The 25,063-nt window shown below is 51.6% G+C and carries 21 protein-coding genes; 14 read left to right on the plus strand and 7 right to left on the minus strand.

Annotated features, from left to right (window positions below):
* The first annotated feature begins 25 nt into the window (after positions 1-25).
* The 3 genes from AC0YOB_RS13210 (at position 26) to AC0YOB_RS13220 (ending at position 2,527) form a co-directional block, all read left to right on the plus strand.
* Positions 26-850 (plus strand): purine-nucleoside phosphorylase, encoded by an 825-nt coding sequence (locus tag AC0YOB_RS13210; RefSeq protein WP_475793201.1) that lies wholly within the window; start codon positions 26-28, stop codon positions 848-850.
* A 109-nt stretch (positions 851-959) separates the two neighbouring features.
* On the plus strand, positions 960-1,139 hold the full coding sequence (locus AC0YOB_RS13215) for a Spo0E family sporulation regulatory protein-aspartic acid phosphatase (RefSeq protein ID WP_210041732.1): 180 nt from the start codon (positions 960-962) through the stop codon (positions 1,137-1,139).
* Between the two features lie 50 nt (positions 1,140-1,189).
* Positions 1,190-2,527 (plus strand): pyrimidine-nucleoside phosphorylase, encoded by a 1,338-nt coding sequence (locus AC0YOB_RS13220; protein WP_475793202.1) that lies wholly within the window; start codon positions 1,190-1,192, stop codon positions 2,525-2,527.
* 37 nt (positions 2,528-2,564) lie between these two features.
* Here the strand turns inward: AC0YOB_RS13220 and AC0YOB_RS13225 are convergent, their stop codons facing one another.
* Entirely contained in the window at positions 2,565-3,350 is a 786-nt protein-coding gene (locus tag AC0YOB_RS13225) for a helix-turn-helix domain-containing protein (protein ID WP_475793203.1), read from the minus strand.
* 126 nt (positions 3,351-3,476) lie between these two features.
* On the opposite strand from AC0YOB_RS13225, the gene AC0YOB_RS13230 reads away from it, so the two are divergent.
* From AC0YOB_RS13230 to sigF, 5 genes are all read left to right on the plus strand, one after another.
* A complete protein-coding gene (locus AC0YOB_RS13230) occupies positions 3,477-5,729 on the plus strand; it encodes an FAD-dependent oxidoreductase (RefSeq protein ID WP_475793204.1) in 2,253 nt (750 codons plus the stop codon).
* A 289-nt stretch (positions 5,730-6,018) separates the two neighbouring features.
* Positions 6,019-7,209, plus strand: coding sequence for a D-alanyl-D-alanine carboxypeptidase family protein (locus AC0YOB_RS13235; RefSeq protein WP_475793205.1), 1,191 nt, complete (start codon positions 6,019-6,021; stop codon positions 7,207-7,209).
* Positions 7,210-7,597: 388 nt separating this feature from the next.
* Positions 7,598-7,951 (plus strand): anti-sigma F factor antagonist, encoded by a 354-nt coding sequence (gene spoIIAA / locus AC0YOB_RS13240; RefSeq protein ID WP_475793206.1) that lies wholly within the window; start codon positions 7,598-7,600, stop codon positions 7,949-7,951.
* The gene (gene spoIIAB / locus AC0YOB_RS13245) at positions 7,948-8,394 is read left to right on the plus strand and encodes an anti-sigma F factor (protein ID WP_475793207.1); all 447 of its coding nucleotides are present in this window, start codon (positions 7,948-7,950) and stop codon (positions 8,392-8,394) included. The genes spoIIAA and spoIIAB overlap by 4 nt, the downstream gene beginning before the upstream one ends.
* Before the next feature lie 20 nt (positions 8,395-8,414).
* Positions 8,415-9,170: an RNA polymerase sporulation sigma factor SigF gene (gene sigF / locus AC0YOB_RS13250; RefSeq protein ID WP_210041676.1), complete on the plus strand. Its 756-nt coding sequence runs from the start codon at positions 8,415-8,417 to the stop codon at positions 9,168-9,170.
* A 332-nt stretch (positions 9,171-9,502) separates the two neighbouring features.
* On the opposite strand, the gene AC0YOB_RS13255 is transcribed toward sigF, so the two are convergent.
* The 3 genes from AC0YOB_RS13255 to AC0YOB_RS13265 are packed head-to-tail and all read right to left on the minus strand — an operon-like array spanning position 9,503 to position 12,518.
* Positions 9,503-10,837: an opine metallophore biosynthesis dehydrogenase gene (locus AC0YOB_RS13255; RefSeq protein ID WP_475793208.1), complete on the minus strand. Its 1,335-nt coding sequence runs from the start codon at positions 10,835-10,837 to the stop codon at positions 9,503-9,505.
* Positions 10,834-11,652, minus strand: a complete 819-nt coding sequence (locus AC0YOB_RS13260; RefSeq protein WP_475793209.1) for an SAM-dependent methyltransferase — start codon at positions 11,650-11,652, stop codon at positions 10,834-10,836. Before AC0YOB_RS13260 ends, AC0YOB_RS13255 begins: the two co-directional genes overlap by 4 nt.
* A gap of 2 nt (positions 11,653-11,654) precedes the next feature.
* Positions 11,655-12,518, minus strand: coding sequence for a histidine racemase CntK family protein (locus AC0YOB_RS13265; RefSeq protein WP_475793210.1), 864 nt, complete (start codon positions 12,516-12,518; stop codon positions 11,655-11,657).
* A 219-nt stretch (positions 12,519-12,737) separates the two neighbouring features.
* Here AC0YOB_RS13265 and cntA point away from each other — a divergent pair, with 219 nt between their 5' ends.
* The 6 genes from cntA to cntE are packed head-to-tail and all read left to right on the plus strand — an operon-like array spanning position 12,738 to position 19,021.
* Entirely contained in the window at positions 12,738-14,345 is a 1,608-nt protein-coding gene (gene cntA / locus AC0YOB_RS13270) for a staphylopine-dependent metal ABC transporter substrate-binding lipoprotein (RefSeq protein WP_475793211.1), read from the plus strand.
* Positions 14,346-14,393: 48 nt separating this feature from the next.
* Entirely contained in the window at positions 14,394-15,326 is a 933-nt protein-coding gene (gene opp1B, locus AC0YOB_RS13275; RefSeq protein WP_475793212.1) for a nickel/cobalt ABC transporter permease, read from the plus strand.
* On the plus strand, positions 15,327-16,214 hold the full coding sequence (cntC, locus tag AC0YOB_RS13280; protein ID WP_475793213.1) for a staphylopine uptake ABC transporter permease subunit CntC: 888 nt from the start codon (positions 15,327-15,329) through the stop codon (positions 16,212-16,214). It begins immediately after the preceding gene.
* A gap of 5 nt (positions 16,215-16,219) precedes the next feature.
* The gene (cntD, locus tag AC0YOB_RS13285; protein ID WP_475793214.1) at positions 16,220-17,041 is read left to right on the plus strand and encodes a staphylopine uptake ABC transporter ATP-binding protein CntD; all 822 of its coding nucleotides are present in this window, start codon (positions 16,220-16,222) and stop codon (positions 17,039-17,041) included.
* On the plus strand, positions 17,028-17,762 hold the full coding sequence (locus tag AC0YOB_RS13290; RefSeq protein WP_475793558.1) for an ABC transporter ATP-binding protein: 735 nt from the start codon (positions 17,028-17,030) through the stop codon (positions 17,760-17,762). Before cntD ends, AC0YOB_RS13290 begins: the two co-directional genes overlap by 14 nt.
* Positions 17,763-17,797: 35 nt before the next feature.
* Positions 17,798-19,021 carry a staphylopine family metallophore export MFS transporter CntE gene (cntE, locus tag AC0YOB_RS13295; protein ID WP_475793215.1) on the plus strand — a complete coding sequence of 408 codons (1,224 nt, stop codon included), beginning with the start codon at positions 17,798-17,800 and terminating at the stop codon, positions 19,019-19,021.
* An 833-nt stretch (positions 19,022-19,854) separates the two neighbouring features.
* On the opposite strand, the gene AC0YOB_RS13300 is transcribed toward cntE, so the two are convergent.
* The 3 genes from AC0YOB_RS13300 to AC0YOB_RS13310 form a co-directional block, all read right to left on the minus strand.
* The gene (locus AC0YOB_RS13300) at positions 19,855-21,396 is read right to left on the minus strand and encodes a Calx-beta domain-containing protein (protein ID WP_475793216.1); all 1,542 of its coding nucleotides are present in this window, start codon (positions 21,394-21,396) and stop codon (positions 19,855-19,857) included.
* A gap of 557 nt (positions 21,397-21,953) precedes the next feature.
* Positions 21,954-23,114: a Calx-beta domain-containing protein gene (locus tag AC0YOB_RS13305; RefSeq protein ID WP_475793217.1), complete on the minus strand. Its 1,161-nt coding sequence runs from the start codon at positions 23,112-23,114 to the stop codon at positions 21,954-21,956.
* A 472-nt stretch (positions 23,115-23,586) separates the two neighbouring features.
* The gene (locus AC0YOB_RS13310; RefSeq protein ID WP_475793218.1) at positions 23,587-24,951 is read right to left on the minus strand and encodes an aminotransferase-like domain-containing protein; all 1,365 of its coding nucleotides are present in this window, start codon (positions 24,949-24,951) and stop codon (positions 23,587-23,589) included.
* Between the last annotated feature and the right edge of the window lie 112 nt (positions 24,952-25,063).

Consider the following 25,063-nt stretch of genomic DNA (forward strand, 5'->3'; position numbering starts at 1 on the left):
TATTATGTGGCAGGGGTGAACAGGAATGACAATTTTAAATGCGGTTCATATTGCCGAAGCGGCAGACTATATTACAACCAGGACACAGCTTAAACCGCAAGTGGGACTTATTCTTGGATCGGGTTTAGGCATCCTTGGCGATAATCTGGAAAATGCGGTTACGATACCCTATGAGGACATTCCCCACTTTCCAATATCCACGGTTGAGGGCCATGCCGGAGAGCTCCTGATCGGAACGATATCCGGAAGGGCTGTTGTGCTTATGCGCGGCCGGTTCCACATGTACGAGGGCTATGGACCGGAGCTTACTTCCTTCCCGGTGCGGGTGATGAAGTCCATCGGAGTAAGCATTCTGGTGGTCACGAATGCGGCGGGAGGCATCAATACAGGCTATGAGCCGGGCGATTTGATGCTGATCAGCGATCATATTAATTTGACGGGCCGCAATCCGCTCATTGGTCCGAATGAGGATGAGCTCGGCGTGCGCTTCCCCGATATGTCTGAGGCGTACAGCCGCCGGCTGCGCGCGCTTGCCGTCCAGACGGCCCGGCAGCAGGGCTTCTCCCTGCGCGAGGGCGTGTATATCGGCGTACTGGGCCCATCCTATGAAACACCAGCCGAAATTCGCATGATGCGGATTATGGGGGCGGATGCTGTCGGAATGTCGACGGTGGCTGAAGTTGTCGCAGCCCGTCATTCCGGCATCGAAGTGCTGGGAATTTCCTGCATAAGCAATATGGCATCGGGTATTTTGGATCAACCTTTGTCGCATCAAGAGGTGATGGAAACAACCGAAAAAGTAAAAACACAGTTCCTAGGTCTTGTAGAGGGGTTAATTCCGCTCCTTTAGTTGCGTTTTTTGTAACAAAATTGTAATAATGACCTCGACTGATTGTGACATTCTTTGTTCAGCAACCGTCGTATAATGTCCATGATAAAGCGAAAAAGTGAGGATTTTCATGGACAACCATACGAATCACCGATTGGAACGTTTACGGGGACAACTGGTGGCAACAGCTATGCGGCAGCAGACCTTTCTGCATGGCGACGTGCTGCTGCTCAGCCAGACGCTTGATTTGCTTATTTTGAAAGCACAAGCGGAAAAAAGCAAGCCGCTTGAAGAATCCAAGCCGGTTTAATTTCTCTTGATCCCGTCACACAGGCACCTCTCATTAAGGAGGATAAAGAGATGCGGACCGTTGATCTCATTCGTAAGAAAAGAGGGGGCGGCTCCCTGACTGCCGGGGAACTGTCATTTCTCATTGAAGGTTATTGCCAAGGCGACATCCCGGACTACCAGATGTCGGCCTGGGCAATGGCCGTTTTTTTTCGCGGCATGACTGCAGAGGAGACCGCTGAACTGACGCTTGCTATGGCAAGATCGGGTGATCAGGTCGACCTCTCTTCCATTCGCGGCATCAAGGCGGACAAGCACAGCACTGGAGGCGTCGGCGATAAGACGACACTGATTGTCGCCCCTCTGGTAGCCGCATGCGGGGTACCCGTCGCAAAGATGTCCGGCAGAGGTTTGGGCCATACGGGCGGAACGATCGACAAGCTGGAATCGATGGCCGGTTTTCGCACGGAGCTCTCCAGAGAGCAGTTCTTCGCCCAGGTGAACGATATCGGTATAGCCGTTATCGGCCAAAGCGGCAATATTACGCCGGCAGACAAGAAGCTGTATGCCCTGCGGGATGTGACGGCTACTGTTGAATCGATTCCGCTTATCGCAAGCTCGGTTATGAGCAAGAAGATTGCCGCCGGGGCGGATGCCATTGTTCTGGATGTGAAAACTGGCAGCGGCGCCTTCATGAAATCGCTGGACGAGTCGGAAGCGCTGGCGGCTGCGATGGTGGAGATCGGCTCGCAGGTCGGGCGCCAGACGGCAGCCCTGATCAGCGATATGGATCAGCCGCTCGGCTATGCCATCGGCAACGCGCTTGAAGTGGAGGAGGCCATTGCGGTCCTGCAGGGACAGGGTCCCCGGGATCTGCTTGAACTGTGCCTTGCACTGAGCGCCCATATGGTTGTTCTGGGCGGGCAGGCGGATAATCTGGAAGCAGCGGAAAAGCTTCTGCGCGAGAAGCTGGAATCCGGGTCGGCGCTTGAGAAGTTCCGGGCTTTTGTCGCTGCGCAGGGCGGTGATCCTGCTGTAGCGGATAATCCAGGCCTGCTGCCGAAGGCGCCCGAGATTATCAATGTGACAGCACAGAAGGATGGCTTCGTGCAGCAGATTGATGCCGAGCAGCTTGGACTTGCTGCAATGCTCCTTGGCGCTGGCCGTGCAGCCAAAGAAGATGAAATCGACCATGCGGTTGGTTTGATGCTGAAGCTTAAGGTTGGGGACAGCGTGAAGACCGGCGACATCATCGCACAGCTCCATGCGCGGGATCGCAGCCCGTCTGTCAGTGAGGTGGCGCAGCGCGTGCTCGCTGCATACACAATTGGCGGACAAGATCAGCCTGCCCGCAAGCCCTTGCTGCTGTCGGTCGTCACTTCGGACGGCATCAAACGGTTCGAGGCTTAAAGGTTTTCCAATAGGAGAGTCCTGCTGCACAGGTCTGTCAGACCTGATTCAGCTTTCGGTACACAGATGGACGCACCTGCTGGTGCTTCTCGAATACGCGGCTAAAATAATAGCCGTTGTCATACCCGCAGCGCTGTGCGATCTCATCCATCGTCAGCGCTGTTTCTTTGAGCAGAAGAACGGCATGGGTGAGCCTGATATCCGTTATAAATTGAGATGGCGTCACGCCGAAGGAAGCGCGGAAACGCCGCGTCAGCTGAACCGGCGACATAGCGAAGGCTGAGGCCAGTTCACCCAGCTGCAGCGCTTCGAGCGCCTGCTCCTGAAGGGCCTCCCGCACCGCAAGCATAAGAGTGTCTCCTGTGGGCTTCGGCAGCCTTGCCGCCCTTTCACGCTCCATTACCGCCATGTTCAGCATATCTTCCACCATGTATGCCTTCCAGCAATGTGACCTCTCGTCCATGAATTCAGAGAGCTGCCGCAAGTGGGCAAAGCTGGTCGACAGCCGCAGCTTATCCGCGATTCTGACACGGACCTCCTCAAGCGGATAATCCACATTCTCTTCGCCGGCAAGCCATGCAAATTGAACGTAATGAAAAGTTACCGGTTTCAGGGCGCGGCGGTGAAACCAGACCTGCGGGGGGCAAAGGATCAGATCGTTTTCTGCGGCAATTCCTCTTTGTTCCCCGATGCTGAATTCAAACTCACCCTTTTCCATGGCAAACAGAGTCCAATAGGGATAGCGGTCTTTGCTCAGTGCAAAGGCTTGTTTGCTGTTCCAGTAAAGATGGGCGAACAGCTTGATTCCACAGGAGCGAATCATGGAAATCACCTCTTTGTATTATGAAATAAAGTATATCCCATATTGTAACATGGTGCATTCATAGTGGTAAGTGGTTCATATACAATGAAATAAAGTTAAAATCACTTACTCATAAGGCGGTGCAAAATGAGAAACGAAACGATCAACGCGGATATAACGGTAATAGGAGGAGGCTTGGCGGGTATAAGTGCTGCCATTGCTGCTGCCAGACTGGGACAGCAGGTATCGCTGGTCCACAACCGCTCTGTTCTCGGGGGCAACTCCAGCAGTGAGGTCAGAGTGTGGGTATGCGGCGCAACGGCCCATGGAACCAACCGGTACGCCCGGGAGACGGGCATTATGGGCGAGCTGTTCGTCGAGAACCAGTACCGCAACAAAGAGGGAAATCCATATATCTGGGATCTCGTATTGTTGGAGGCGGTTCGTGCCGAGGCCAATATCAGCCTGTTCATGAACACGGATGTGCACGAAGCGGAAGCCGGTGGAGACGGGGAAACCCGCAGCATCAAATCTGTCACAGGCTGGATGATGGGCTCCGAGCGCCGCATCCGGTTCGAAAGCCCGATGTTTCTTGACTGCACTGGAGATGGTCTCGTCGGCTTTCTGGCCGGAGCCAGGCACCGCATCGGCAGGGAAGCCAGATCGGAATACAATGAGGCTTGGGCCCCCGAAGTTGCCGATGATATTACCCTGGGAAGCACCTTGCTGTTCTACACGAAGGATACCGGACAGCCGGTGAAATATATCGCGCCCAGCTTCGCCAAGGATATCACTGCCACCAACATTCCGATCAAGCGGGTTATTCGCAGCGGCGACAACGGATGCGCCTATTGGTGGATTGAATGGGGCGGAGAGCATGATATTGTAAATGAGAATGAACGGATCCGCGATGAGCTGTGGTCAGTCATCTACGGGATTTGGGATTATATCAAAAATTCGGGGCAGTTCGATTCCGGGACGATGACGCTTGAATGGGTTGGAAGCGTTCCCGGGAAACGGGAGTACCGCCGTTTCCTCGGCGACTATGTGCTGCATCAGAATGACATTTTGGCCCAAACGCCGTTCGAGGACAGAGTCGCTTTCGGCGGGTGGTCCATCGATTTGCATCCGCCGCAGGGTGTCTATTCCCAGCAAAGCGGGTCGAAGCATCTATACGCTGACGGCATTTATCACATTCCGTTCCGCAGCTTGTATTCCGTCAACGTCAACAATCTGATGTTCGCGGGACGCGATATCAGCGCTTCGCATGTGGCTTTCGGGACAACAAGGGTTATGGCCACCTGCGCGGTAATCGGCGAGGCAGCAGGCACAGGAGCCGCTCTATGCGTCCAGAAGGGGATTGCCCCGAGGGAGCTTCACGGCAGCCATCTGGAATTTCTCCAGCAGACCATGCTCAGGCAGGATGCCTCCATTATCGGGGTACCGAACAGGGATCCTCTGGATTTGGCGCGGACAGCCACTCTGTCAGCCTCGAGCAGCCTGAAGAGGCTCGCCGTGGAATCGCCTGATGGTTCAACACCCCTGAGCGCTGACATGGGTGTGCTGGTTCCGGTGGATCCTGAACTGAACGGGATGGATGTTTTGATCACGGCCGCAGCTAAAACGATGCTGACGGTCGAGATATGGCATACCGGCCGGGGAGAAAACTACGTACCGCATACGCAGCTCGGAAGATATGAGGTTGCTGTTGCGCCAGGAGAATCGCAGTGGGTGCATATTCCGGCGAAGTGGCGTCCGGAGTCCCCTGCCAACGCCTTTGTTATCATCAAGGCGAATGAAGCGATTTCCCTGCACACCTCTGCGCAACCTCAGACGGGCATCCTTGTATTTGAGAAGGGGCGGAAGCCAATTGTTTCTTCCGATCTGGAAGAGGTCCAGCCGGATCAGCCCGTCGTGCAGTGGAGTATGCGGGGCAAGGTTCGCAAACCGTTTTGCATTCGTCTGACCGAGCCTACGGAAGCCTATTCACCGGATAAAGTTGCAGGCGGCTTCGGGCGGCCTTACGGGGGGCCGCAGCTGTGGTCTTCAGGGCCGCTGGCAGGAGGCGGGGAGGAATGGGTTGAGCTTCGCTGGGATGTACCGCAGCAAATCTACGAGATCCAGCTTACCTTCAATGACGATGTGAATGAGGATTTGATCAATTTGCATCATCATTTTACGCCGTTCGAAGTGATACCGGAGCTTGTGAAAAGCTACCGTCTTGAGGTATTGGTCTCGGGAGAATGGATGGTGGTGGCCGAGGTTCACGATAACCGTCGGCGTAAAAGAATCCACCGCCTGCCCGAAGCCGTTACAGCGGGGTGTCTTCGCCTTGCTGCTTTTGAAACCAATGGCTGCCCCCGGGTCGAAGTTTCGGAAATCCGGGTTTACGGCAAGTAGGCGTCCCCGGCATATGGCCGGAAATGAACAAGCAAGGCGAACCGGCAGTGCTGGGACTGCAAGAGGGTTTTGCGTGCACTGGCTCTTCTTTTTACCGGACTGTAGAGGTCCGGGCTACCGGGATTTTCGTATCCATTACAGGGACATGCGAAACGCATGTCTCTTTCTGTTTGATTCTTCTTATTCATTTTGGAATATTTTAGCTGCGATCGGTCCACACTAAGGATGAGATAGTAGACGAAAAGCGGCCCTGCTCCGCGCAGGCATCATCCTAGGAGGGACCACAATAATGAATCGAAAATGGAAGCAATTGCTAGTTGGATGTATAACGGCTGTGATGGTGTTAACTGTACCTGCAGCTGCGTTTGCGCGCGAGGAAGCGTCTGCAAAAACGGCGCCTGCCGCTCAGGGAAACCTGGCGGAGTCCGCCAAATCAGCCATTCTGATGGATGCCGACAGCGGAACGATTATTTACGAGAAGAATAGTCATGCCCCACTGCCGCCGGCAAGCATCACAAAGGTGATGACGATGCTGCTTATCATGGAAGCCCTGGACGAAGGGAAAATCAAACTCACGGATAAGGTATCCACCAGCGAATATGCAGCATCCATGGGAGGCTCGCAGATTTTTCTGGAGCCTGGCGAGGAAATGAGCGCTGACGAAATGATCAAGGGGATTGCGCTCGCATCGGGCAATGACGCCTCGGTGGCCATGGCCGAGAAGCTTGCGGGGACTGAAGCGGAGTTCGTCAACCAGATGAACAAACGCGCGGCCGAGCTTGGAATGAAGAATACGCATTTCGAAAACTGCAACGGACTACCGGTAGCGAACCATTACTCGTCTGCGCATGATATCGCAGTCATGTCCAGGGAGCTGCTGAAGCATAGCGAAATAACAAAATATACGGGACTCTATCAGGACTACCTGCGCAAATCGAGCGAGAAACCGTTCTGGCTTGTCAACACGAACAAGCTTGTCCGTTTCTACAGCGGAGCCGACGGTTTGAAGACGGGCTTTACGACGGAAGCCAAATTCTGTCTGACCGCAACGGCCCGCCGCGATAATTTGCGCGTTATTGCCGTTGTCATGGGAGAGCCGAATACAAAGACACGCAACGCGGAAGTATCCCAAATGTTTGACTACTCATTCGCTCAATATATGAACCATTCAATCTTCAAGGAAGGCGATAAGATGGGCACCATTCAAGTGGAGAAGGGCAATATTCCGCAGCTGGAGCTCAAAGCGAAACACTCTTACAGCGTACTGTTGAAGAAAGGGAGCCCGGTGAAGGACATCCGTTATGAGCTTCGGATGGAGCCGCTCAAAGCGCCTGTAACCATCAATGATCCGATCGGCAAACTGATCGTCTATCAGGGCGATCAGGTACTCAACGAATTCCAGGTGGATTCGCCTGCTACGGTTGAGCGCGCCGGATGGTGGACGCTGTTCAAACGCGCCGGCGCCAACCTGTTTTCTTAAAGCTTTCGGCGCAAGCCGAGCTGCTCCGGAAGGATAGGCTTAAGCTTTCGGCAAGCCGAAAGCGGCCTATCCGACATGCGGCGAATTCTGCCAACCAAGCGTTTTTTGTCAGCTCATAGCGTCTAGCTTCTAGTTTTGTCGTGAGGCAGGAATCGGAAGCGGTGATAGAGAATTCCTTGTTCAACATCATGCGGGTACTTGCGAAAGCAAGCGGGACGCAGCATAGCTACAATGCTGAAGGCCGCTGTATGCCGGGCTTCGCGGATTGCTTGACGTATCGTTCAGGCATTTTCTCGTAAAACCTGGACAGGCTCTTTCGATATCTTTTGATTCTGGGAGAGATCTTCCGGGTGCAGAAACGCAAAAACTTTTGGGAGTGAACAAGGCTATGAGTCTGCAGGTGGAATTGGAGCATTATCGCAATGTGCTCATCGTAAGGCTGCGTGGCGAGCTTGATCACCACACGGCCGATGTCGTTCGTTTCAAGATGGAGGAAGCGATTCTGCGGGGCAATATCGATCATATCATTCTTAGCTTGAAGGATCTTCTGTTTATGGACAGCTCCGGCCTTGGCGTCATCCTCGGCCGATACAAACAGCTCAAGGCCAAGGGCGGCAAAATGGTCGTCTGCGATGTCAACCAGGGCGTCTACCGGTTGTTCGAGCTGTCGGGTCTGTTCAAAATTTTATCGATTCACGAGAATGAGCGTTTAGCGCTCACAAGTCTGGAGGTCGTCTCATGAATGGAAAGAATGAGATGAAGCTGACATTTTCCGCCCGTTCGGAAAATGAGTCGTTTGCCCGTGTTGCGGTTGCTGCGTTTATATCCCAGCTTGATCCGACCATGGAAGAATTGAGCGATTTGAAAACAGTCGTTTCTGAAGCGGTCACCAATGCCATTATTCATGGTTACGACAGCGATGCAAGCGGCATGGTTACGATTGAGGCGGTCATTACAGGCGATACCGTAAAAATTGTCATTAAGGACGACGGCAATGGAATTGAAGATCTGGATTTGGCCAGACAGCCTCTTTACACCTCCAAGCCGGAGCTTGAGCGTTCAGGAATGGGTTTTACGATTATGGAGAATTTCATGGATGGCTTTGACGTTTCGAGCGAACCGGGTAAAGGCACATCTATTGCGATGACAAAGCGCATCGAATCGAAAAAAGCGCTTTTTAATTAGGCGCATAGGGGTTGAACCGCATGGATGTTAATCTGAAACAAACGGCGCAGCCATTTTTGGACGATTCTGAAGTCAAGCGGTTGATTGCGCTTAGTCAAACCGGGGATACGCTTGCTCGCGATACGCTTGTGCACAGCAACATCCGGCTCGTTTGGTCGGTTGTTCAACGGTTCATGGGTCGCGGCTACGAGCCGGAGGATTTATTTCAAATCGGCTGCATCGGTCTGTTGAAATCGGTAGACAAGTTCGATTTGTCCTACGATGTCAAATTTTCCACCTATGCCGTGCCGATGATCATCGGTGAAATCCAGCGCTTCCTGCGGGACGATGGGACGCTCAAGGTCAGCCGTTCGCTGAAGGAAACAGCAAACAAGGTGCGCAAGACGAAGGACGAGCTGTCCAAGGTGCTTGGAAGGCTGCCGACCATCAAAGAGGTTGCGGAATCACTTGGCATTACGCCGGAGGATGTCGTGTTCGCCCAGGAAGCGAATAAGCCGCCTACCTCGATCCACGAAACGGTATTCGAGAACGATGGCGACCCCATTACCTTAATGGATCAGATCGCCGATGATTCCCAGGACCGCTGGTTTGACAAGCTGGCTCTCTCCGAGGCGATCAGCGGGTTGTCGGAGCGGGAGAGAATTATAGTTTTTCTAAGATATTACCGCGATCAGACGCAGTCAGAGGTTGCGGCAAGGCTTGGGATCTCGCAGGTGCAGGTATCCAGGCTGGAGAAAAAGATTTTACAGCTGATCCGCGATCAGATTGCATTGTAGAGGAATAGGTGCTGCAGCATAAAACCGGTTGCCCTTATATGGGGTAACCGGTTTTTTTCTTGACCTTTTAGATTGTATAAGGTGGAACATGAATGAGCTTTGTGTCAATTGTTCGGAGAATACTTATGTGTCGGTCGTGGCAGATAGCAGAGCGACTGAGACATTTTCGGATGGCAGTGAAAAGATTATTGATGAAGAGCGTTCATTCCCCTGACAAAGTTTTACCAAGACCAGGTCAACTGGATCAGTGAGAGTTACGCCCCATCGAGAAAACCCGTTAAGGTTGAGGCAAATGGAAGCATGGCCGCTCATGATAAGCGACCATGCTTCTATTATGCGAGGTCGATCCGACCCGTTCGGGCTTCGACAGCGTTAGGAAGCGGCAGTTCCGCACAAATTCGCCCTATATCACCTTCGAAGGTTTGGGGCGTAAAAGCTTCTGACAGGAGACTGTCACTTAGCGATCTCACAGCGTTCAGTAGATGCCGCTCGTAACGGGCGAGGAATCTGTCGATGGTAGGGCAAGGCACGCCAGCCGAACGGGCGATGCCCTGAATGATCTTGATCCGGTAATAATCCTCTTTCGGCATTCTGGGAATATCCCAGGCTCCTTCGTGATTGAGAAATATAGGCCGAAGTGGAACGGCAGAGAAGTCGAAATATCGACCATCCCGGTCAGGTTCCGAGTATGGATCGATTAACAGCGACGCGTAGCGGACATACAGCGAATATTGCTGGTGGACAGGATGGAGCTCAGGGAAGTCGTCTATATCCTGACGCGCCAAGCTTTCCGGTCTGACCGGGTAATTGTCGTCGATCATGAACCGAAGCAAGTTGACCGCCTTCAGATTCAGCTTACCTACCAGAACCGAGATCTCCTTCCACTGCTCTAGCATCTCCCGTATCAGGACCGGCGTAATCGGACCTTCCGGGAACAGCTTGTAAACAAACTTCGGAACGGTCGGACGGTCGAATATGGCGCTAAGGGAGTACTCGTTCATAAATAAAGGCGGATGCACATACAGGGAGATGTTGCGCGTCTCGGCTTCGAGCGCCGAATCCATCGCTTCCAGCTTAATGCCCACCTCCTCGTAGAGCTCCTGGAATGTCTTTACGGATTCGGAAGGAAGCCCCGACGCTCCGGCGTACACCTTTCGCTTGATAGCTGTTATCATAACATGGTTTGGCGCTCTGCCCTCCATCCGGCGCGTGTCTCCCAGATAGGTGGAGAAACTGATCACCTCGGCGTTGCAGCCTTGTTCCTTTAGATAATGTCGGATGAGCGCGCTGGAACCGAACGTCGGGGAGAGGAGCGCCACGCAGCGTAGGTTTCTCAGAACTTCTGTTCGAAGTTGCGCCAGCACAGGCATATATGCGTCCGCTGTCACCGACAGAATGAGCGTATCCCACTGTCCTTCAATATTCCCATATTCATGGAACACCGTGTCGACGAAGCAATCGCCTTTTAGCTTTTCCAGCTTCGGATGGCTCGTGTCGGCGGAAACCGCGCCACCGCTCTGACGAATCGCGTCGAAGAAGGGCTCGGAGCGGACGGACTTTCGTCCGGCGATGCCGAGACTGCTGCTCCGAAAGCGCTTAAGCAGCACGGCGAGCTGCACGGCCGCTGGACCGGTTCCAGCAATGAGGACCTTTCGAAGCAGGCTCATCTCCAAGTCCCCCCTATGTGGGTCGGATTCAACGTTTTGCGGTACAACGCGACATCGAATACATGTCCCGGTCGAACCGCCGTTTCGGCGAGCTGCCATTTACGCTCATCTACTGATTCCATAGGGTAGTTGAACAGTGCTTTCAAGCCGTCCCCATACCTCATGGCCACAATGACATCGGGGCGAGCCTCATCATGCAGCCAATCCAGGAGCGCGTATTTGACCGACACGGTGGAGCTGATAATGATGTGGCTAATAGTACCGATGTCATGCAACCGCTCCAGTGGAAGGTTTACCAGCCGGATTGGCAGATCCGGGCCTAACCGCTCGACCACCTTCTTGCCTAATTCCACTGCTTCACTGTCAATGTCTATTCCCGTCACTTCCGCACCCGTTCGTTTCGCAATGAGCAACGGCGTCATCGGGAACGAACCGGAGCCGATCAGTAGCACCTTGGAATCGGCCGTCACCGTGAAGCTTCCAAACTCCTTCTCGATGGAAGCTTCTATATGGTGAAAGTACTCATGCCTGTCATCACCGCCAAGCAGCAGCTTGAGAGCGCGATATTTCTCCATAATAGCGACGCAATGAGCGGATGTGTCTCGCAGTTGCATGACAAGAGGGAGGAGCTCCTCGATGTCGCCGGTCTTAAGTTTTGTCCACAACTGTTGATTATTCTCATCAGTGATGAAGGCAGAGTAGTCGTCTAACGTCTGCTGCAGCCCCAGATTGTACAGGGTGGTACCGTCATACTGGGCTTCTGCTTGTACGAATCTGTCACGGAATTGAATGAGTGAATGATAAAGTCGGTTCATGGCTATGATATTCCTCCTTGTAACGAATATTGGACGTAATCGTCTACATAAGCTTTACCTCTGGCGACGATACCGACGGTGGATCTTATGGTTACACCGGTTATTTCCCCTCCGATCCAGCTAACGCTTGCATGAATAGTGCCCCCAGGCTGACACACTGGCACATCAACCGAGCTGCGGTCGTTCCAGGCGAGATAACAGCCCAGTGAAGCTGTTCCCGATCCGCAACCTTGTTCCCAAATCAAACTGCTGAGCGCGGGGACGTAGATAAGCGGAGCGAGCTCACGAACGGAGGGGCGGTACAGCATGATGCCAACTAGGTCATATCCCGAAGCAACGCCAAACAGCTTTGCCAGACGTTCGGCCGAAGTCCGTTCAATTTCGAAGCGCTCGCAGTCGATCACCAGATGGAAGAAGCCGCCGTAACGGACAATGCCCAGCTCCAGCAGCAAACCTTCGAAAGGGATGACGGCCTTCTCCACCTCTTTCGGAACAGGCATAACGGCCTCGCACAAATATTCCTTTTCTAATTTTTCCACACGGCAAAGCACGGGATGTTCCGAGCCGGAGGCCTCCAGCGACAGCTCCAGCGACTCTCCCGGCTTCATCGATCGCTCCGATGCGATACAAGCGGCCAGCGCCAAGCAGGCATTACCGCAAAATTCGCCTCCAGCCATCTGAAGCTTAGCGGCGATGCCAGAGTAGGCGGGTTTCTCGACAAAGCCGACCTGTTCGGCGCACAGGTGGCTGTAATCCATCAATTGCGAGGCGATGCGGGGATGCAGTTCGGCGGGAAACTCGCCCATGACTAGAATAGTCATGTTGTTTGCGGGACTGCATTTGACGAAATCCATTTCCTGATTCATGCGGACAACCCTCCGTACGGTATATACTCAGATTTTTAATTAATAGTAAAATTTACGAATATTATCGATTCCATCATAGTAAGATATTGGCAATTGGTCAATGGTTTTTTTAGTAAGAAATATGAAAAATATGGATTGACAATGATAATAGTTATTATTACAATTAAAAGGAAAATTAATTGTAATTATTACTATTTAATGAGAAGGGGCGTCAAAAAAATGAGAAGAAACAGGGCAGCCGCGCTGTTGGCATCCTTTCTGGTCATCATGTTGTTGGCTGGATGTAGCGGGGGCAACAATAATAAGAAGGTGGCGGAGGAGCACGCGAGGGAGCTGGTTTATGCCACCGCGAAAGACATTAACGACATGAATCCGCATTTATATCCGGGATCGTTGGCGGCGCAAGGCATCGTATATGAATCGCTGGTAGAAAATACACCGGAAGGCATCAAGCCACTGCTGGCGGAATCCTGGAACATCTCGGAAGACAGCAAGGTATACACCTTCAAACTGCGGAAGAACGTAAAGTTTCATGACGGAGAGCCATTTAATGCCGAAGCTGTCAAGTTGAACATTGAAGCAGTGCAGCGCAATGCAGCCAAACATGCTTGGATCAAGCTGTCTACCGTGCTTGATAGCGTCATTGTAATCGATGAGAACACCGTTCAATTGACGCTGAAAGAGCCATATTATCCGACGCTGCTTGAACTGTCGATGACGCGTCCGTATGTCTTCCTCTCACCAAAAGACTTCCTGAATGGAGAGACAAAGGACGGCGTGGCGGGTTACAACGGCACAGGCCCTTACAAGCTTGATGAGCAAGTGACGGAGCAATTCGCTAGGTTCACGGTGAACGAAGAATATTGGGGAGGAGTTGCCCAAGTAAAGACAATTACGGCGAAGGTGCTGCCGGCAGGCGAGACGACGCTGCTGGCGTTACAGAAGGGGGAGGTCAACTTCGTGTTTACCGACGATCGCGGCGCCGACAGCATTGACGTGGAAGCCATACAGCGGCTCGCTGATTCGGGCGATTACCAGGCTGTTCGAAGCAAGCCGATGAATACGAAGATGATCGTGGCGAACAGCAGTAATGTCGCAAGCCCCGTGAGCGAAAAGGCGGTTAGGGAGGCGATTTGGCAGTCAATCGACCGCGAGACGATTAGTCGCACGATTTTCAATGGTACGGAAGCCCCTGCGGAGACGTTATTCTCCTCCAATGTGAATTATGCCGATGTCGGGCTGCTGAAGAGGGACTACAATCTTGAAGCGGCAGCCAAACTGCTGGAAGAGGCAGGATGGACGATCAATGGAGGAGCAGGGGTTCGAACGAAGGACGGCCGTCTGTTATCGATCAAGCTGTATTACGATGTCAACTCTGCATCACAAAAAACGCAGGCGGAGCTGTTGCAGAGCGAGACTATGAAGATCGGTATGAAGCTTGTACTCATCGGAGAGGAATCTCCCGCGATTGCCAATCGGCGTTCAACAGGCGATTATGAGCTGCTATTCAATCAGACTTGGGGTCTGGCGTACGATCCGCAAAGCACAATTACCGCGTTTGCCGCCGAGTCCGCTTATCGATTCACGACAAGCGGCATTCCGCAGGCGGAGGAACTTTACCGGAAGATTAATGAAGTGATGGTATCAACGGATGAAGAGACAAGAAAGGCGCTTTATAAGGATATTCTTACGATTGTTCATAACGAAGCCGTCTTTATTCCGATTACGAACGGTAGTGTTACGGTAGTGGCTCCCTTGAATCTGCAAGGCATTTCTTTCAAACAGACGCAATTTGAACTGCCATTCGAGCAGATGAGCTTCGAATAACAGCTGATCACTTGATCAGGGACAAAACGAGATATGGAGGATAGAGTTATGCTCGGTTACGCGGTGAAACGGATTAGCGTTGTCATTCCGCTGCTTGTTGTCATTTCATTCTTGACCTTTCTATTAAACGGGTTATCGCCAATGGACCCGGCCGAGGTCGTTCTTCATGCGCAAGGAGTGCCGACCATAACGGATGAGTTGATCGCGGAGATGAGGAGCGAGCTGGGCATGGATCTTCCACTGCTGGTACGCTACTGGGATTGGTTGCTGTCTTGTCTCCAGCTTAATTTCGGAAGTTCCTACGTAAGTGGAAAGCCGGTTTGGTCGCTGCTCGGCCCTGCCTTGCTCAACACGCTGAAGCTGACCATGGTGTCTTCACTGTTCATTATCGTTCTATCAATTGCACTGGGCATTATATGTGCCCTGAGGGAAGGCAAGTGGCTGGATCTCTCGGTAAGGAGCTTCTCCTTCCTGCTTACTTCAATGCCGTCTTACTGGCTGGCAGCGCTTATGGTATGGTACTTCTCCGTCAAGCTTGATTTGCTGCCCACAAGCGGCATGGATTCTTATCTCAGTTATGTTCTGCCAGTTGCCGTCATCGTAATCGGGTACGCCGGCATTTATTTCCGAATCATTCGCAGCTCCATGCTAAGCAATCTGAACGAAGACTATGTCTTGTACGGCCGAGCTTGCGGATTATCTGAAAGAAGCTTAACCCTGCAAGTGCTTCGCAATTCCATGCAAGTCGCCATATCGGTGTTCGGTCTTGCCATACCGCTCATCTTGGCTAGTACGGTCGTCGTGGAAAATATATTCGCGTGGCCAGGTCTCGGGACGCTTACCATCAATTCGATTCTGAGCAGAGATTTTCCTATTATACAAGCCTATGTTCTCGTGCTGGCCGTCGCGTTCGTTCTGTTTAATACGGCGTCCGATATGTTAAACGCGGCGGTGAACCCAAAGCTAAGGAAGGAGATCTAGATGAAACTACTTGAACGATTGATGAAGGAGAGACTGGCGGCAGCATCTCTCGCCGTTCTCGTGGCAACGCTGCTGATCGGCTTATGCGCTCCGCTTATTGCCCCACATCCTCCGAACGAAGTAAGTATGGATCTGCGGTTCTCGGGAGCTTCCTGGGACTATTGGCTCGGCAACGATCATCTGGGACGCTGCATCATGTCGCGCCTAATCTACGGCATCCGTCCAAGCGTGCTATGGGTACTTGCAGCACTTGGAGCGACCGCCTGCGTCGGTGCCGTACTCGGTTTTGCCGCAGGTTATTTCCGCGGAAAGACGGATGCAGTATTAATGCGGATTTGCGACATCATGCTTTCATTCCCGGGCTACGTCATGACATTGGCAATTGTTGGAATACTAGGGGCGGGGCTGACCAATATTTTAATCGCGTTCGTCATGATGAAGTGGGCCTGGTTTGCCCGCGTTATTCGCACTGCGGTTATGCAATACGCGGATGCCGACTACGTGAAGTTTGCCAAGGTGCTGGGCATCGGTCACTTCGGCATTATGATGCGGCATATCGCGCCGGTGGTGCTACCGGAGATGGCGGTCATTGTCAGCGGCGCCTTCGGATCGATGATTCTGCAAATATCCGGCTTGTCCTTTCTGGGTCTCGGCATTCAGGCTCCCCACGCAGAGTGGGGGATGATGATGAACGAGGCGAGAGCCGTCATGTTCACTCGTCCTGAGCTGATGCTGGCTCCGGGTCTGGCGATTATTATTGTGGTTTCTGCGGTTAACTTCCTGTCTGATGCGCTGCAGAAGGTGCTTGATCCCAAACTGATGCTCTCGGGCAAGTACGTCGGTGCAGGCGTGATCGCGCTGGGACTACGCGGGAAGGAGGCTGCTTGAACGGGATGAATGTACTCGAGGTCGAACATTTGAGAATTTGGGAGGAACGCTCCGGTCGCGCGTTGGTGCATGACAGTTCTTTCCGACTCATACAGGGGGAATGCCTGGCCATCGTCGGTGAGAGCGGCAGCGGCAAGTCGCTCACGTGCAGATCTCTCATGCGGATTAATCGGACGGGCGTTGGGCAGTCGGGCTTTGTGGCTTTGAACGGAGTAGAATTGTCGAAGCTATCTGACAAAGAAATGCGAGCGTATAGGGGCCGGCGACTTTGCATGATTATGCAGAACGGCATGAGCGCATTCGATCCTTCTCGACCGATCGGCACTCATCTGCAAGAGACGCTAGGCGTCCATTACAATTGGAGCCGTGTCGAGATGGAGACCAGACTTTCCGCGGCGATGTACGGCGTAGGCTTGAAGGAGCCGGCTGTGGTGATGCGAAGCTACCCCCATGAGCTATCGGGTGGCATGTTGCAGCGGGTCATGATCGCACTTGCAATTGTGCTGGAGCCAGATGTCATCATCGCCGACGAACCGACGACGGCGTTGGATGCCGTCACTGCGTATGAGGTGGTTGAGCAATTCATGCAGTTGCGTGAGCGGCTGGGAAGCGCCATGATTTTTGTGTCACATGATTTGGGCGTAGTCAGACGAATTGCGGACAATGTGCTCGTCATGAAGAACGGGGAAATCATCGAACGCGGTTCGACCCATGACGTATTCGCCGGCGCGCGCCATCCGTATACCCGTTTCCTGGTTTCCTCCAGGCAAGCGCTGAGTCACCATTTTGGACAATTGATGGGAGGCACAGATGTTGCTGAAGGTTGAAGGTGTAAATAAATCATATCGAACGGGCTGGTTGCGCAAAGCTCGTAATCAAGTACTTCGCGATATTGGGTTCGAATGGAGGCAGGGCGAGACCTTAGGTATAATCGGTGAAAGCGGAAGCGGCAAATCGACGCTGGGGCGATTGTTGCTCGGCATCGAGAAACCGGATACCGGTGCCATTGCATTCCACGGTAAACCGGTCTCGGATCGATGTGTACGACGGGGAGGTATCAGCGCCGTCTTTCAGGATTATACATCATCCATCAATCCGTTCTTTACGGTTCGTCAGGCCATTCTCGAGCCTCTAAGGCTCGCGGGGATAGCAAGCGGATCGTTCGATATAGGCAAGTTACTGCGGCAAGTCGGATTAGATGAATCCTATCTTTTGAGATATCCGCACGAGCTGTCCGGCGGTGAGGCACAGCGGGTATGCATCGCACGGGCCGTCTCCGCTGAGCCCCAATGTATCCTGCTGGACGAAGCTATAAGCTCGCTCGACAGCTCGGTCCAAATGCAAGTACTGGAATTGCTGAAGAAGTTGAGAACTACATATGTCATGGGCTACATCTTTATTACCCACGATATCCAGGCGGCTGCTTATCTATGTGACAGAATCATGTTCATTTGCGGTGGGGAAATTGTGGAGCTCGTAGAGACCGAGGAACTGAAGCATGTCCGGTCTCCGTATGCAAAAGAGCTGCTGCGCAAGGTCATATCGTAACTATGCACAAGGCAATTGGGAAAGGAGAGCAAGCGATGAAAGGTGCGTTATCCTTGCCGTTTCTACGGCTTTATTTGCTTACGCTGCTCTATTTCAGTGCCAACTCGATTCTGAATGTCATCATTCCATTGAAGGGTGAAGCGCTGGGGGCGTCCAATACGACCATCGGCATCATTATGGGAGCTTACTTGCTGACGGCAATGGTCTTTCGACCGTGGGCCGGCGACCTGATTCAGCGCTACGGTCCGGTCCGGGTGCTGCGCATTCTGCTTACCGTCAATGCCCTCGCGCTTCTACTATACACTTCCACCGGACTTGAGGGGTACTTCTTGGCCCGCATGCTGCAAGGCGTGTGCACCGCCTTCTTCTCAATGGCACTACAGCTCGGTATTATTGACGCGCTGCCCGATAAGGATCGCTCGCATGGTATCTCCATGTATTCCCTGTGCTCATATTTGCCTGGCATATTCGGGCCACTGCTGGCTATTGGCATGTGGCAGACGGGAGAGATGAGCATATTCGCTGTATCGATGACTGTGATCGCGATATTGACTGGCGCTGTGGGCTTTACGGCGCGTATTGGTGGGCAAAAGCAGGCGGAAACGGCAAACGGAAATGAACAGCGGAATTCTGGAAAGGCAATGATGAGAGATTTGAGCCAGTTTTTAAGGAATCCGCACCTGTTCACATGCGGCGTATTGATGCTAAGTGCCTCGGTGGTGTTTGGAGCAGTTACAACGTTTGTACCGTTGTACGCCACTCAAATTAGTGGAGGCAGCGCGGCAGTCTACCTCATGATTCAGGCCGCAGTCGTGGTGACTGCGAGATTTTTGCTCCGAACCTGGATTCCGTCTGATGGTAAGTGGCGTTCCTCTTTTGTCGGAGGGATGATGTTGCTCCTCATCTCAGCTTCGCTTGCCGTCAGTTTCTCTGCCAGCGCGGGGGCGGCATTGTTTTACGCAGGTGCGTTATTGCTCGGGATCGCGCAGGCACTGCTCTATCCGACGTTGACGACATACTTGAGCTTTGTTCTACCCAAGGCGGAACGAGGCGTACTAATCGGATTGTTTATCGCGACAGCGGACTTCGGTATATCCTTGGGAGGTATCGTCATGGGACCGATTGCCGACCTGACCTCTTATTCCTCCATGTATCAAATATGCGCTATGATCGGTGTGGTCGCTACGGGATTCGTCTTTTGGAGGCGGACAGGGTCTTTTGAGCCGGAAGAAAGGATAAGTGAGAATGGCGCTCAATGAATATAAAAATTGAGGCTAGTGCAGGGCTTTTGAAATAACTAATCAATTGGTTATTATTGAAACTAATAAAAGGGTAATGATGGGAAAACAACTCTTTACCTTGGAGGTGTGGAAACGGATCAACCGAAGCAATTAGAGTTCGAAATCAATGGTGTGCTCCAAGATGCTCCCCGCCAGACACGCCATCGATCTTTACGCCCGAGCAAGTAATTCAACTCGTAACCCTAGCCTGTGAAGAGCCTCGGGAAAGTGATCGACCGATCAGCCATTGGGCGGCGCGTGAACTCTTCGATGAGGCGATAGAGCGTGAGATTGTATCGACCATTTCACCAAGTAGCATGAGGCGTTTTTTAAAATACGCCTGAATATAATCAGCGCGCAGCTATCCGTGAATTACTTAAGCTGTTGACTCACATTAGCGATCGGGATATTGAGCTGATATCGCTTTTAGTGAAGAGGCTGTCATCTGGCCTTTCATTTTGCTGTAACGGGCCCATTTGTCCAAGTTCCATGACCTATATGGATATGTATTAGCGTGGCTTCCATTAAAAGATAGAAAAAAGCCTGATGGCTTCGGCTTCATTCCCCGGCAACTCCGTATGAGAGGACGCCGAGGAATACCGTTTTAGAAGGCAGCGCCGTCCTGGAGCAGGAGGGGGCTGTCTGTAATGGGGAGGCATCCGTTAAATTCCTTATTTACCATTTAAAGCGATTATGTTCACTGATAGATTAAACAGACTTTCATCCAAAGACGTACGCGGATTTCTCTCCTGAATTGTTAAGCGGACACGAATGGACGGTCATCTTTATTGCGATTCGAAGATAAGGGGCCTCTATTTTTTTAAATGGTCTTTATCGTAAATAACGACTTCTGTTCCCGAAACCGGCCCCAGTTGTACATTATCGCCAGGATACGGATTGTCGAGTATAACCCGGAATGTTTCCCGGTACTCAATCAAAGAATCATCAATGATCGGGATGCTAATGGTTTTGCTTGTTTCCCCGTCTGCAAAATGTACCGCGGCATCTTGTTTGACAAAGTCGATGCCTTTTTGAGCCGTTTCGGACTGGGTGTGAAAGGTTACGGATATCTCCCCCTTGCTTGAACCCGTTCGGACGACCTTAAGATTAATCGCTTTGTTCTCTTCCAGTCCATATACGGTAGCGGATGCGAATTGGACACTCGCATAATCATTGTCCAAGATCGTCACGTCCTGATAATCGGAGGGAATGTAGACGGAATCGCCCTCACCGGTTTCCTGCAACTGAATTCTGAAGCTTTCGCGTCCTTCGACGGACTGGTCGTTAACAATTGGAACCTGGATTGTCTTTGACGTCTCGCCTGGCGCAAAAGTTAACAAGCCGCTCACCGCTTCATAATCAATCCCGCTTTTAGAGGTGCCGTCCCGGGTCTCATAACGAACGTTAACTTCCCCGTCTGAAGGATCCTGTCTATTCACAGTCACGGAAAAATAGAGCTCATTTTCGTTCACATCAGCTTGAGGATCGTTTTCGCCAAACAGGATAGCATTATGATTTAAAATATCGTCATCATCGCCGGTAATAATGATCGTTTGGGATGGAGTAGCGGTCGTTGCACCGCCGGTTGGATTACTCAACTGAACTTCGAATCTTTCCCCACTGCCTTCATTCTCATGATCATTAATGATTGGAATAGTGATTTTCTTCCAATACTCCCCATCCTCGAACACTATCGTACCGCTTGTCTGAATGTAATCTTTGCCAGCCGTTGCATTAGGATAAGCGTTTGGATCCTCTTCACCATAACTGAAGGTCGTATAATCAACCGTAATCCGACCTCGCGCTCCGTCTTTGCGCTCCAGAAGAACGCTCGCAGAACCGCTATCTTCGCTTACCGCCTGATAGTTTGAATCAAATGCGAGATTACCCGGGGGCTCGGGATTACCGGAGTCATTATCCCAGATGTATACATAGGTTTGTGAATATCCAACCAACTCCATGCAAAATATCTCACCTTTAAAATAACCCGAGTGCAGATTGGTTACCTCCGGGATTGTATCATCAACGATCGGAATGGTAATGTTTTTCGAGGTCTCCCCCGGACTAAACGTCAACGTTCCTTGGGAAGCGTCTGCATCGTAGTCTGCTCCGGGTTCCGCAGGGTTCGTATTTGCATAACAGGTCCTATAATTAATTACATTACTCGGGGTGTTACCAAAAAGAACTACTGTAAGCGTCACAGAGCCGTCATCTTCGGTTACCCCATAATAAGGACTCTCGAATAATTGCCCGCTGGCTGCATCGGCTTCTTTTATACCCGTCGTAGTAAATACCGCAGCGGCAATCATGGCACCGCACAGCAGAATAAACGCATTCTCCTTGAAGCTTCTCATAAATTGCCTCCATAAATAAATTAGACTAAAAAGCCTTCAACAAGCTATCCTCCCTTCAAATCTCTATATTTCCAAGAAGCAGTTAATAGATATTTTATCACTAAAATGAATTTCTGAACGGCGCACTATGAGTTGCAGCTCCTGGCCGCAGCCTGGCCTTCGATCGAACCGCGGTGCCTGGCGCGCTGCAGCTGCTCCGCGGCGCCAGTTGATCGCCGTGGCTGCCATTCGCTCTGCCGGCATCCGCAGCTCCCCGGATCTGGATGACCGCTGTCCTGGTTGTCGATCACGCTACCGATGCCTGGCGCGATGCAGTTGCTCCGCGGCGCCAGTTGATCGCCGTCCTGGTTGCCGCTCGCGCTGCAGCTCCTCGCTGAGCGGGCCGCTTGCCGTCCTGACTGACGTTCGCTCCGTCAGCGCCAGGCCCACTGCGGGTGACGAGAGCTGCTTTCTGGTCGGTGCCCACTTAGATCCGCGGAGGAGCTACTATGCTGCTTGTCCGACAAAGGACTGCTGCATGACCTTCTTCTATATGACCGATGGCCTTCTTCTGATAATTACAAATGATCCTTGTCGTAAATAACCACTGTGGCTTCGGCCGGCGAGCCCAAGGAAGCGTCGAATGACGGATACGAGAGCTCGACCTTGAACGTTTCGCGATATTCGATATAACGATCATCCACAATCGGCACGTTAATCTTCTTGCTCGTTTCACCGTCCGCGAAGGTAAGCGTTCCAGAGGTAGCGGCATAATCGCCATTCCAGCCGGCGCTAACGTTTGCCGTTTCGTAGCGAACCGAGACGTTCCCTCTGCTGCTTCCGGTGCGAATGACTTCGATCGTAGCGACTTTAGACTCTTCAATCGTATAGAAAACGGGCTGCTTGAACTGCAGCTTCGTGTCGGCATCGTTATCGTTGCCGATGATATTGATTTGGATATCAGAAGGCGGCCTGATTTCGGATGGACTTCCCGTCGTGTTTATGAGAATGACCCTAAAGCTCTCGCGCCCCTCCGAAATCGTGTCGTCCACGATCGGGATCTGAATCGTCTGCAGCGTTTCACCTTCTACAAAATATACCGAGCCGGTTGCAGCCGCATTATAATCGTCGCCGCGTGTTGTCGTAACATCGACGATCGCGTATGTTACCGTTACGGCGCCTTCGGGGAACTCGCGCTGCACGTCCAATGAGACGGTACCTGCGTTTTCTGCGATTTCCTGGTAGGGGGGGCTGGAAAACGAAATATAGTTCCTCTCCAATTCCGGATTGTAGGGGTCATTCTCATAGATATTTACGGCAATATCGGACATCTCCCCTAATGTCGCACCGACGGGATTGTTAAGAACCACGTGGAAAACAGGGGACACTTTCCTGACATAACCGTTTTCGACGATCGGCACCTCAATCGTCTTCGATGTTTCGCCGTCTGCAAATACGAGCGTTCCTTTTACGCCGATATAATGGATATATTCTTCGGCGTCGTCGTGCGGATCGGTAGCGGTCTTGTAATCGACTTTCGCTTCCCCGCTCGTTCCTCCGAGTCGCTGGACGGTCACCGTAACATTCCCTGCACCTTCAGTCACGTCTACGTAAGGAAACTGAAATTGGAAATAGCCGGGACTCTCGGAACTACCAGCCCCGTTCTCTTCAGCACTTACGATGCTAATCCAGGAAAAACTAAGTACGATCACTAGTAGAACGAAAGTTATCTTTTTCACTAAGCGAATCCCTCCTTATTTTTGTTTAGAACGCGAATTCTCTATCCTCCTTTCCTTTTGATAACTTCATATTTCTCGACATAAAGCTAAATCGAGAGGGGCCTTAAACAGGAGAAAACTTGGCGCAAAGGCATATGCTGGACATGATATAATGACTTAGAGAATTCCGGAGGTATATGCATATGGCTGGATAAATAAGAGCCTTGGTAAATCCAGTCTATTTAATGTCGAGATGAGGGAATTTGGGGAGTATAATCTAATTCACTTATTCGATCCTCACTTGATAATCCCTTTGTCGTATTTACCATTTTTGATAATTTATTGAAAACTCGCATTGCCCTCACCTTCATTCGTTTTGATATCTAAGAATACAACACAACAAAGGCTACCGATCGGCAGCCTTTGTTGGTGTTAACGCAATATTTACCTATGAGATTTTCCAGCATTGCAGTTTCTTCTTTAGTGACGACTTCTATATCCAAGTAATGGCTGATCGGCTGAATTTGTTTGTACTTCTTTGGCTCATTATCTCGTCGGCCGTCTGGCGGATGATCCGGATGCCGTCCTCAATCTCTTTTTCATTCGTGCGAATAATGCTGAGGCGTAAGCTGTTCGCGTTTTCCACACTAGGAAGATAACAATGCATAGTAGGAAAAACATACACGTCCTTCTGACGAAGGAGCGCGGCCAGCTCCTCTGCCGCCAGATGATGGGGTAGCTCGAGTTGGGCAAATATACCGCCGGCTGATTTGCTTAGACGGAAACCCTCTCTCAAATATCGGCTACATGCCTCCTGCAGAGCCTTCATTCGAATTCCATAGCGTTCTCTCATCATGGCGGCGTGGCGCTGAAACAATCCGCTGACCAGATGAATCTCCAAAGCGGCTTGTGAAAGGGCGGCTGTGCTTAAATCGCTCGACGATTTGTACATTCGGAACAAAGTGATTAATGCTGCGGGAAGTACAGCGGCACCGAGTCGCAGGCCTGGTAGCATTATTTTGGAAAAGCTTCGGATGTAGATGACGCGGCCCGAATAATCATAGCTAAAGATTGGATCGGATTTGCTGTCAGTTTCCAAGTCTGCGAGATAGTCGTCCTCCACGATATACACATCATATTTCTCCGCCATTGATGCGATTGCTTCTTTCTCCCGACGTGACAAGCTGGTTCCGAGCGGATTGTGGTATCGGGGAACCGTATAAAAAAACTTAATGGAATTGTTTCGAAAATGCCGTTCCAGTTCATCAAGGTCAAGGCCTGATTCCGTTCGAGCAATTCCGATTGCGGTTACCCCGAGGAGGCTTATTAATTTCAACATTCCGGCATAGCAGGGCTGTTCGACCAAGATCGCCGACTTCCCATTCGGGAACGGCATGGAGGCAAGCAAGTGAAGAGCTTGTTGGGAGCCGGAGACGACGCAGATCCGTTCGGGTTCGGTAAAAATTTGAGAGGCTGTCAGGTGCCGGGATATAGCCTCGCGTAGAGATGGAAATCCGAGCGGATCACCGTATGTAAAAAGGCGATCCCCGTATAGCTGTATCGCCCGGTTCAACCCGTGCTGAATTTCTCCATAGGGGATAATACCGGGATCCGGAGCAGCCATGGCAAAATCAATCAGCCTTTCCGGCCGATCCTCGGACTCAGAGGAACGATCAATCACGTAGTGGCCGCTCTTCGGTACCGAGTAAATCAGGTGTTCTTTTTCCAATTCATCGATGGCTCGGATTACGGTGTTTTTGCTGCACTCCCATTGTATACTAAGCTCTCGGATGGACGGTAATTTGTCGCCCGGCTTGATCGATCCCCTGTTAATCTGTTGTTTCAGATCGTCCTTCACATTCTCGTATTTAATGATTTTTCCACCCCGATCTGTATGGGTATAGTCTCATAATAATTCATTTTTCTCTTCTAACTGTTACCATTATACTAAACATATTACGTATCGTGAA

It is taken from the genome of Paenibacillus sp. JT31N17 (genome assembly GCF_056269255.1).

Excerpts from the sequence above, each read along its gene's own strand:
- cntE (WP_475793215.1), top strand. The coding sequence starts at position 17,798 with ATGAAAGGTGCGTTATCCTTGCCGTTTCTACGGCTTTATTTGCTTACG.
- AC0YOB_RS13210 (WP_475793201.1), top strand. The coding sequence starts at position 26 with ATGACAATTTTAAATGCGGTTCATATTGCCGAAGCGGCAGACTATATT.
- spoIIAB (WP_475793207.1), top strand. The coding sequence starts at position 7,948 with ATGAATGGAAAGAATGAGATGAAGCTGACATTTTCCGCCCGTTCGGAA.
- cntD (WP_475793214.1), top strand. The coding sequence starts at position 16,220 with ATGAATGTACTCGAGGTCGAACATTTGAGAATTTGGGAGGAACGCTCC.
- opp1B (WP_475793212.1), top strand. The coding sequence starts at position 14,394 with ATGCTCGGTTACGCGGTGAAACGGATTAGCGTTGTCATTCCGCTGCTT.
- AC0YOB_RS13265 (WP_475793210.1), bottom strand. The coding sequence starts at position 12,518 with ATGAATCAGGAAATGGATTTCGTCAAATGCAGTCCCGCAAACAACATG.
- AC0YOB_RS13235 (WP_475793205.1), top strand. The coding sequence starts at position 6,019 with ATGAATCGAAAATGGAAGCAATTGCTAGTTGGATGTATAACGGCTGTG.
- AC0YOB_RS13225 (WP_475793203.1), bottom strand. The coding sequence starts at position 3,350 with ATGATTCGCTCCTGTGGAATCAAGCTGTTCGCCCATCTTTACTGGAAC.
- AC0YOB_RS13260 (WP_475793209.1), bottom strand. The coding sequence starts at position 11,652 with ATGAACCGACTTTATCATTCACTCATTCAATTCCGTGACAGATTCGTA.
- spoIIAA (WP_475793206.1), top strand. The coding sequence starts at position 7,598 with ATGAGTCTGCAGGTGGAATTGGAGCATTATCGCAATGTGCTCATCGTA.
- cntC (WP_475793213.1), top strand. The coding sequence starts at position 15,327 with ATGAAACTACTTGAACGATTGATGAAGGAGAGACTGGCGGCAGCATCT.
- AC0YOB_RS13230 (WP_475793204.1), top strand. The coding sequence starts at position 3,477 with ATGAGAAACGAAACGATCAACGCGGATATAACGGTAATAGGAGGAGGC.
- AC0YOB_RS13215 (WP_210041732.1), top strand. The coding sequence starts at position 960 with ATGGACAACCATACGAATCACCGATTGGAACGTTTACGGGGACAACTG.
- AC0YOB_RS13220 (WP_475793202.1), top strand. The coding sequence starts at position 1,190 with ATGCGGACCGTTGATCTCATTCGTAAGAAAAGAGGGGGCGGCTCCCTG.
- AC0YOB_RS13300 (WP_475793216.1), bottom strand. The coding sequence starts at position 21,396 with ATGAGAAGCTTCAAGGAGAATGCGTTTATTCTGCTGTGCGGTGCCATG.
- AC0YOB_RS13255 (WP_475793208.1), bottom strand. The coding sequence starts at position 10,837 with ATGAGCCTGCTTCGAAAGGTCCTCATTGCTGGAACCGGTCCAGCGGCC.
- sigF (WP_210041676.1), top strand. The coding sequence starts at position 8,415 with ATGGATGTTAATCTGAAACAAACGGCGCAGCCATTTTTGGACGATTCT.
- cntA (WP_475793211.1), top strand. The coding sequence starts at position 12,738 with ATGAGAAGAAACAGGGCAGCCGCGCTGTTGGCATCCTTTCTGGTCATC.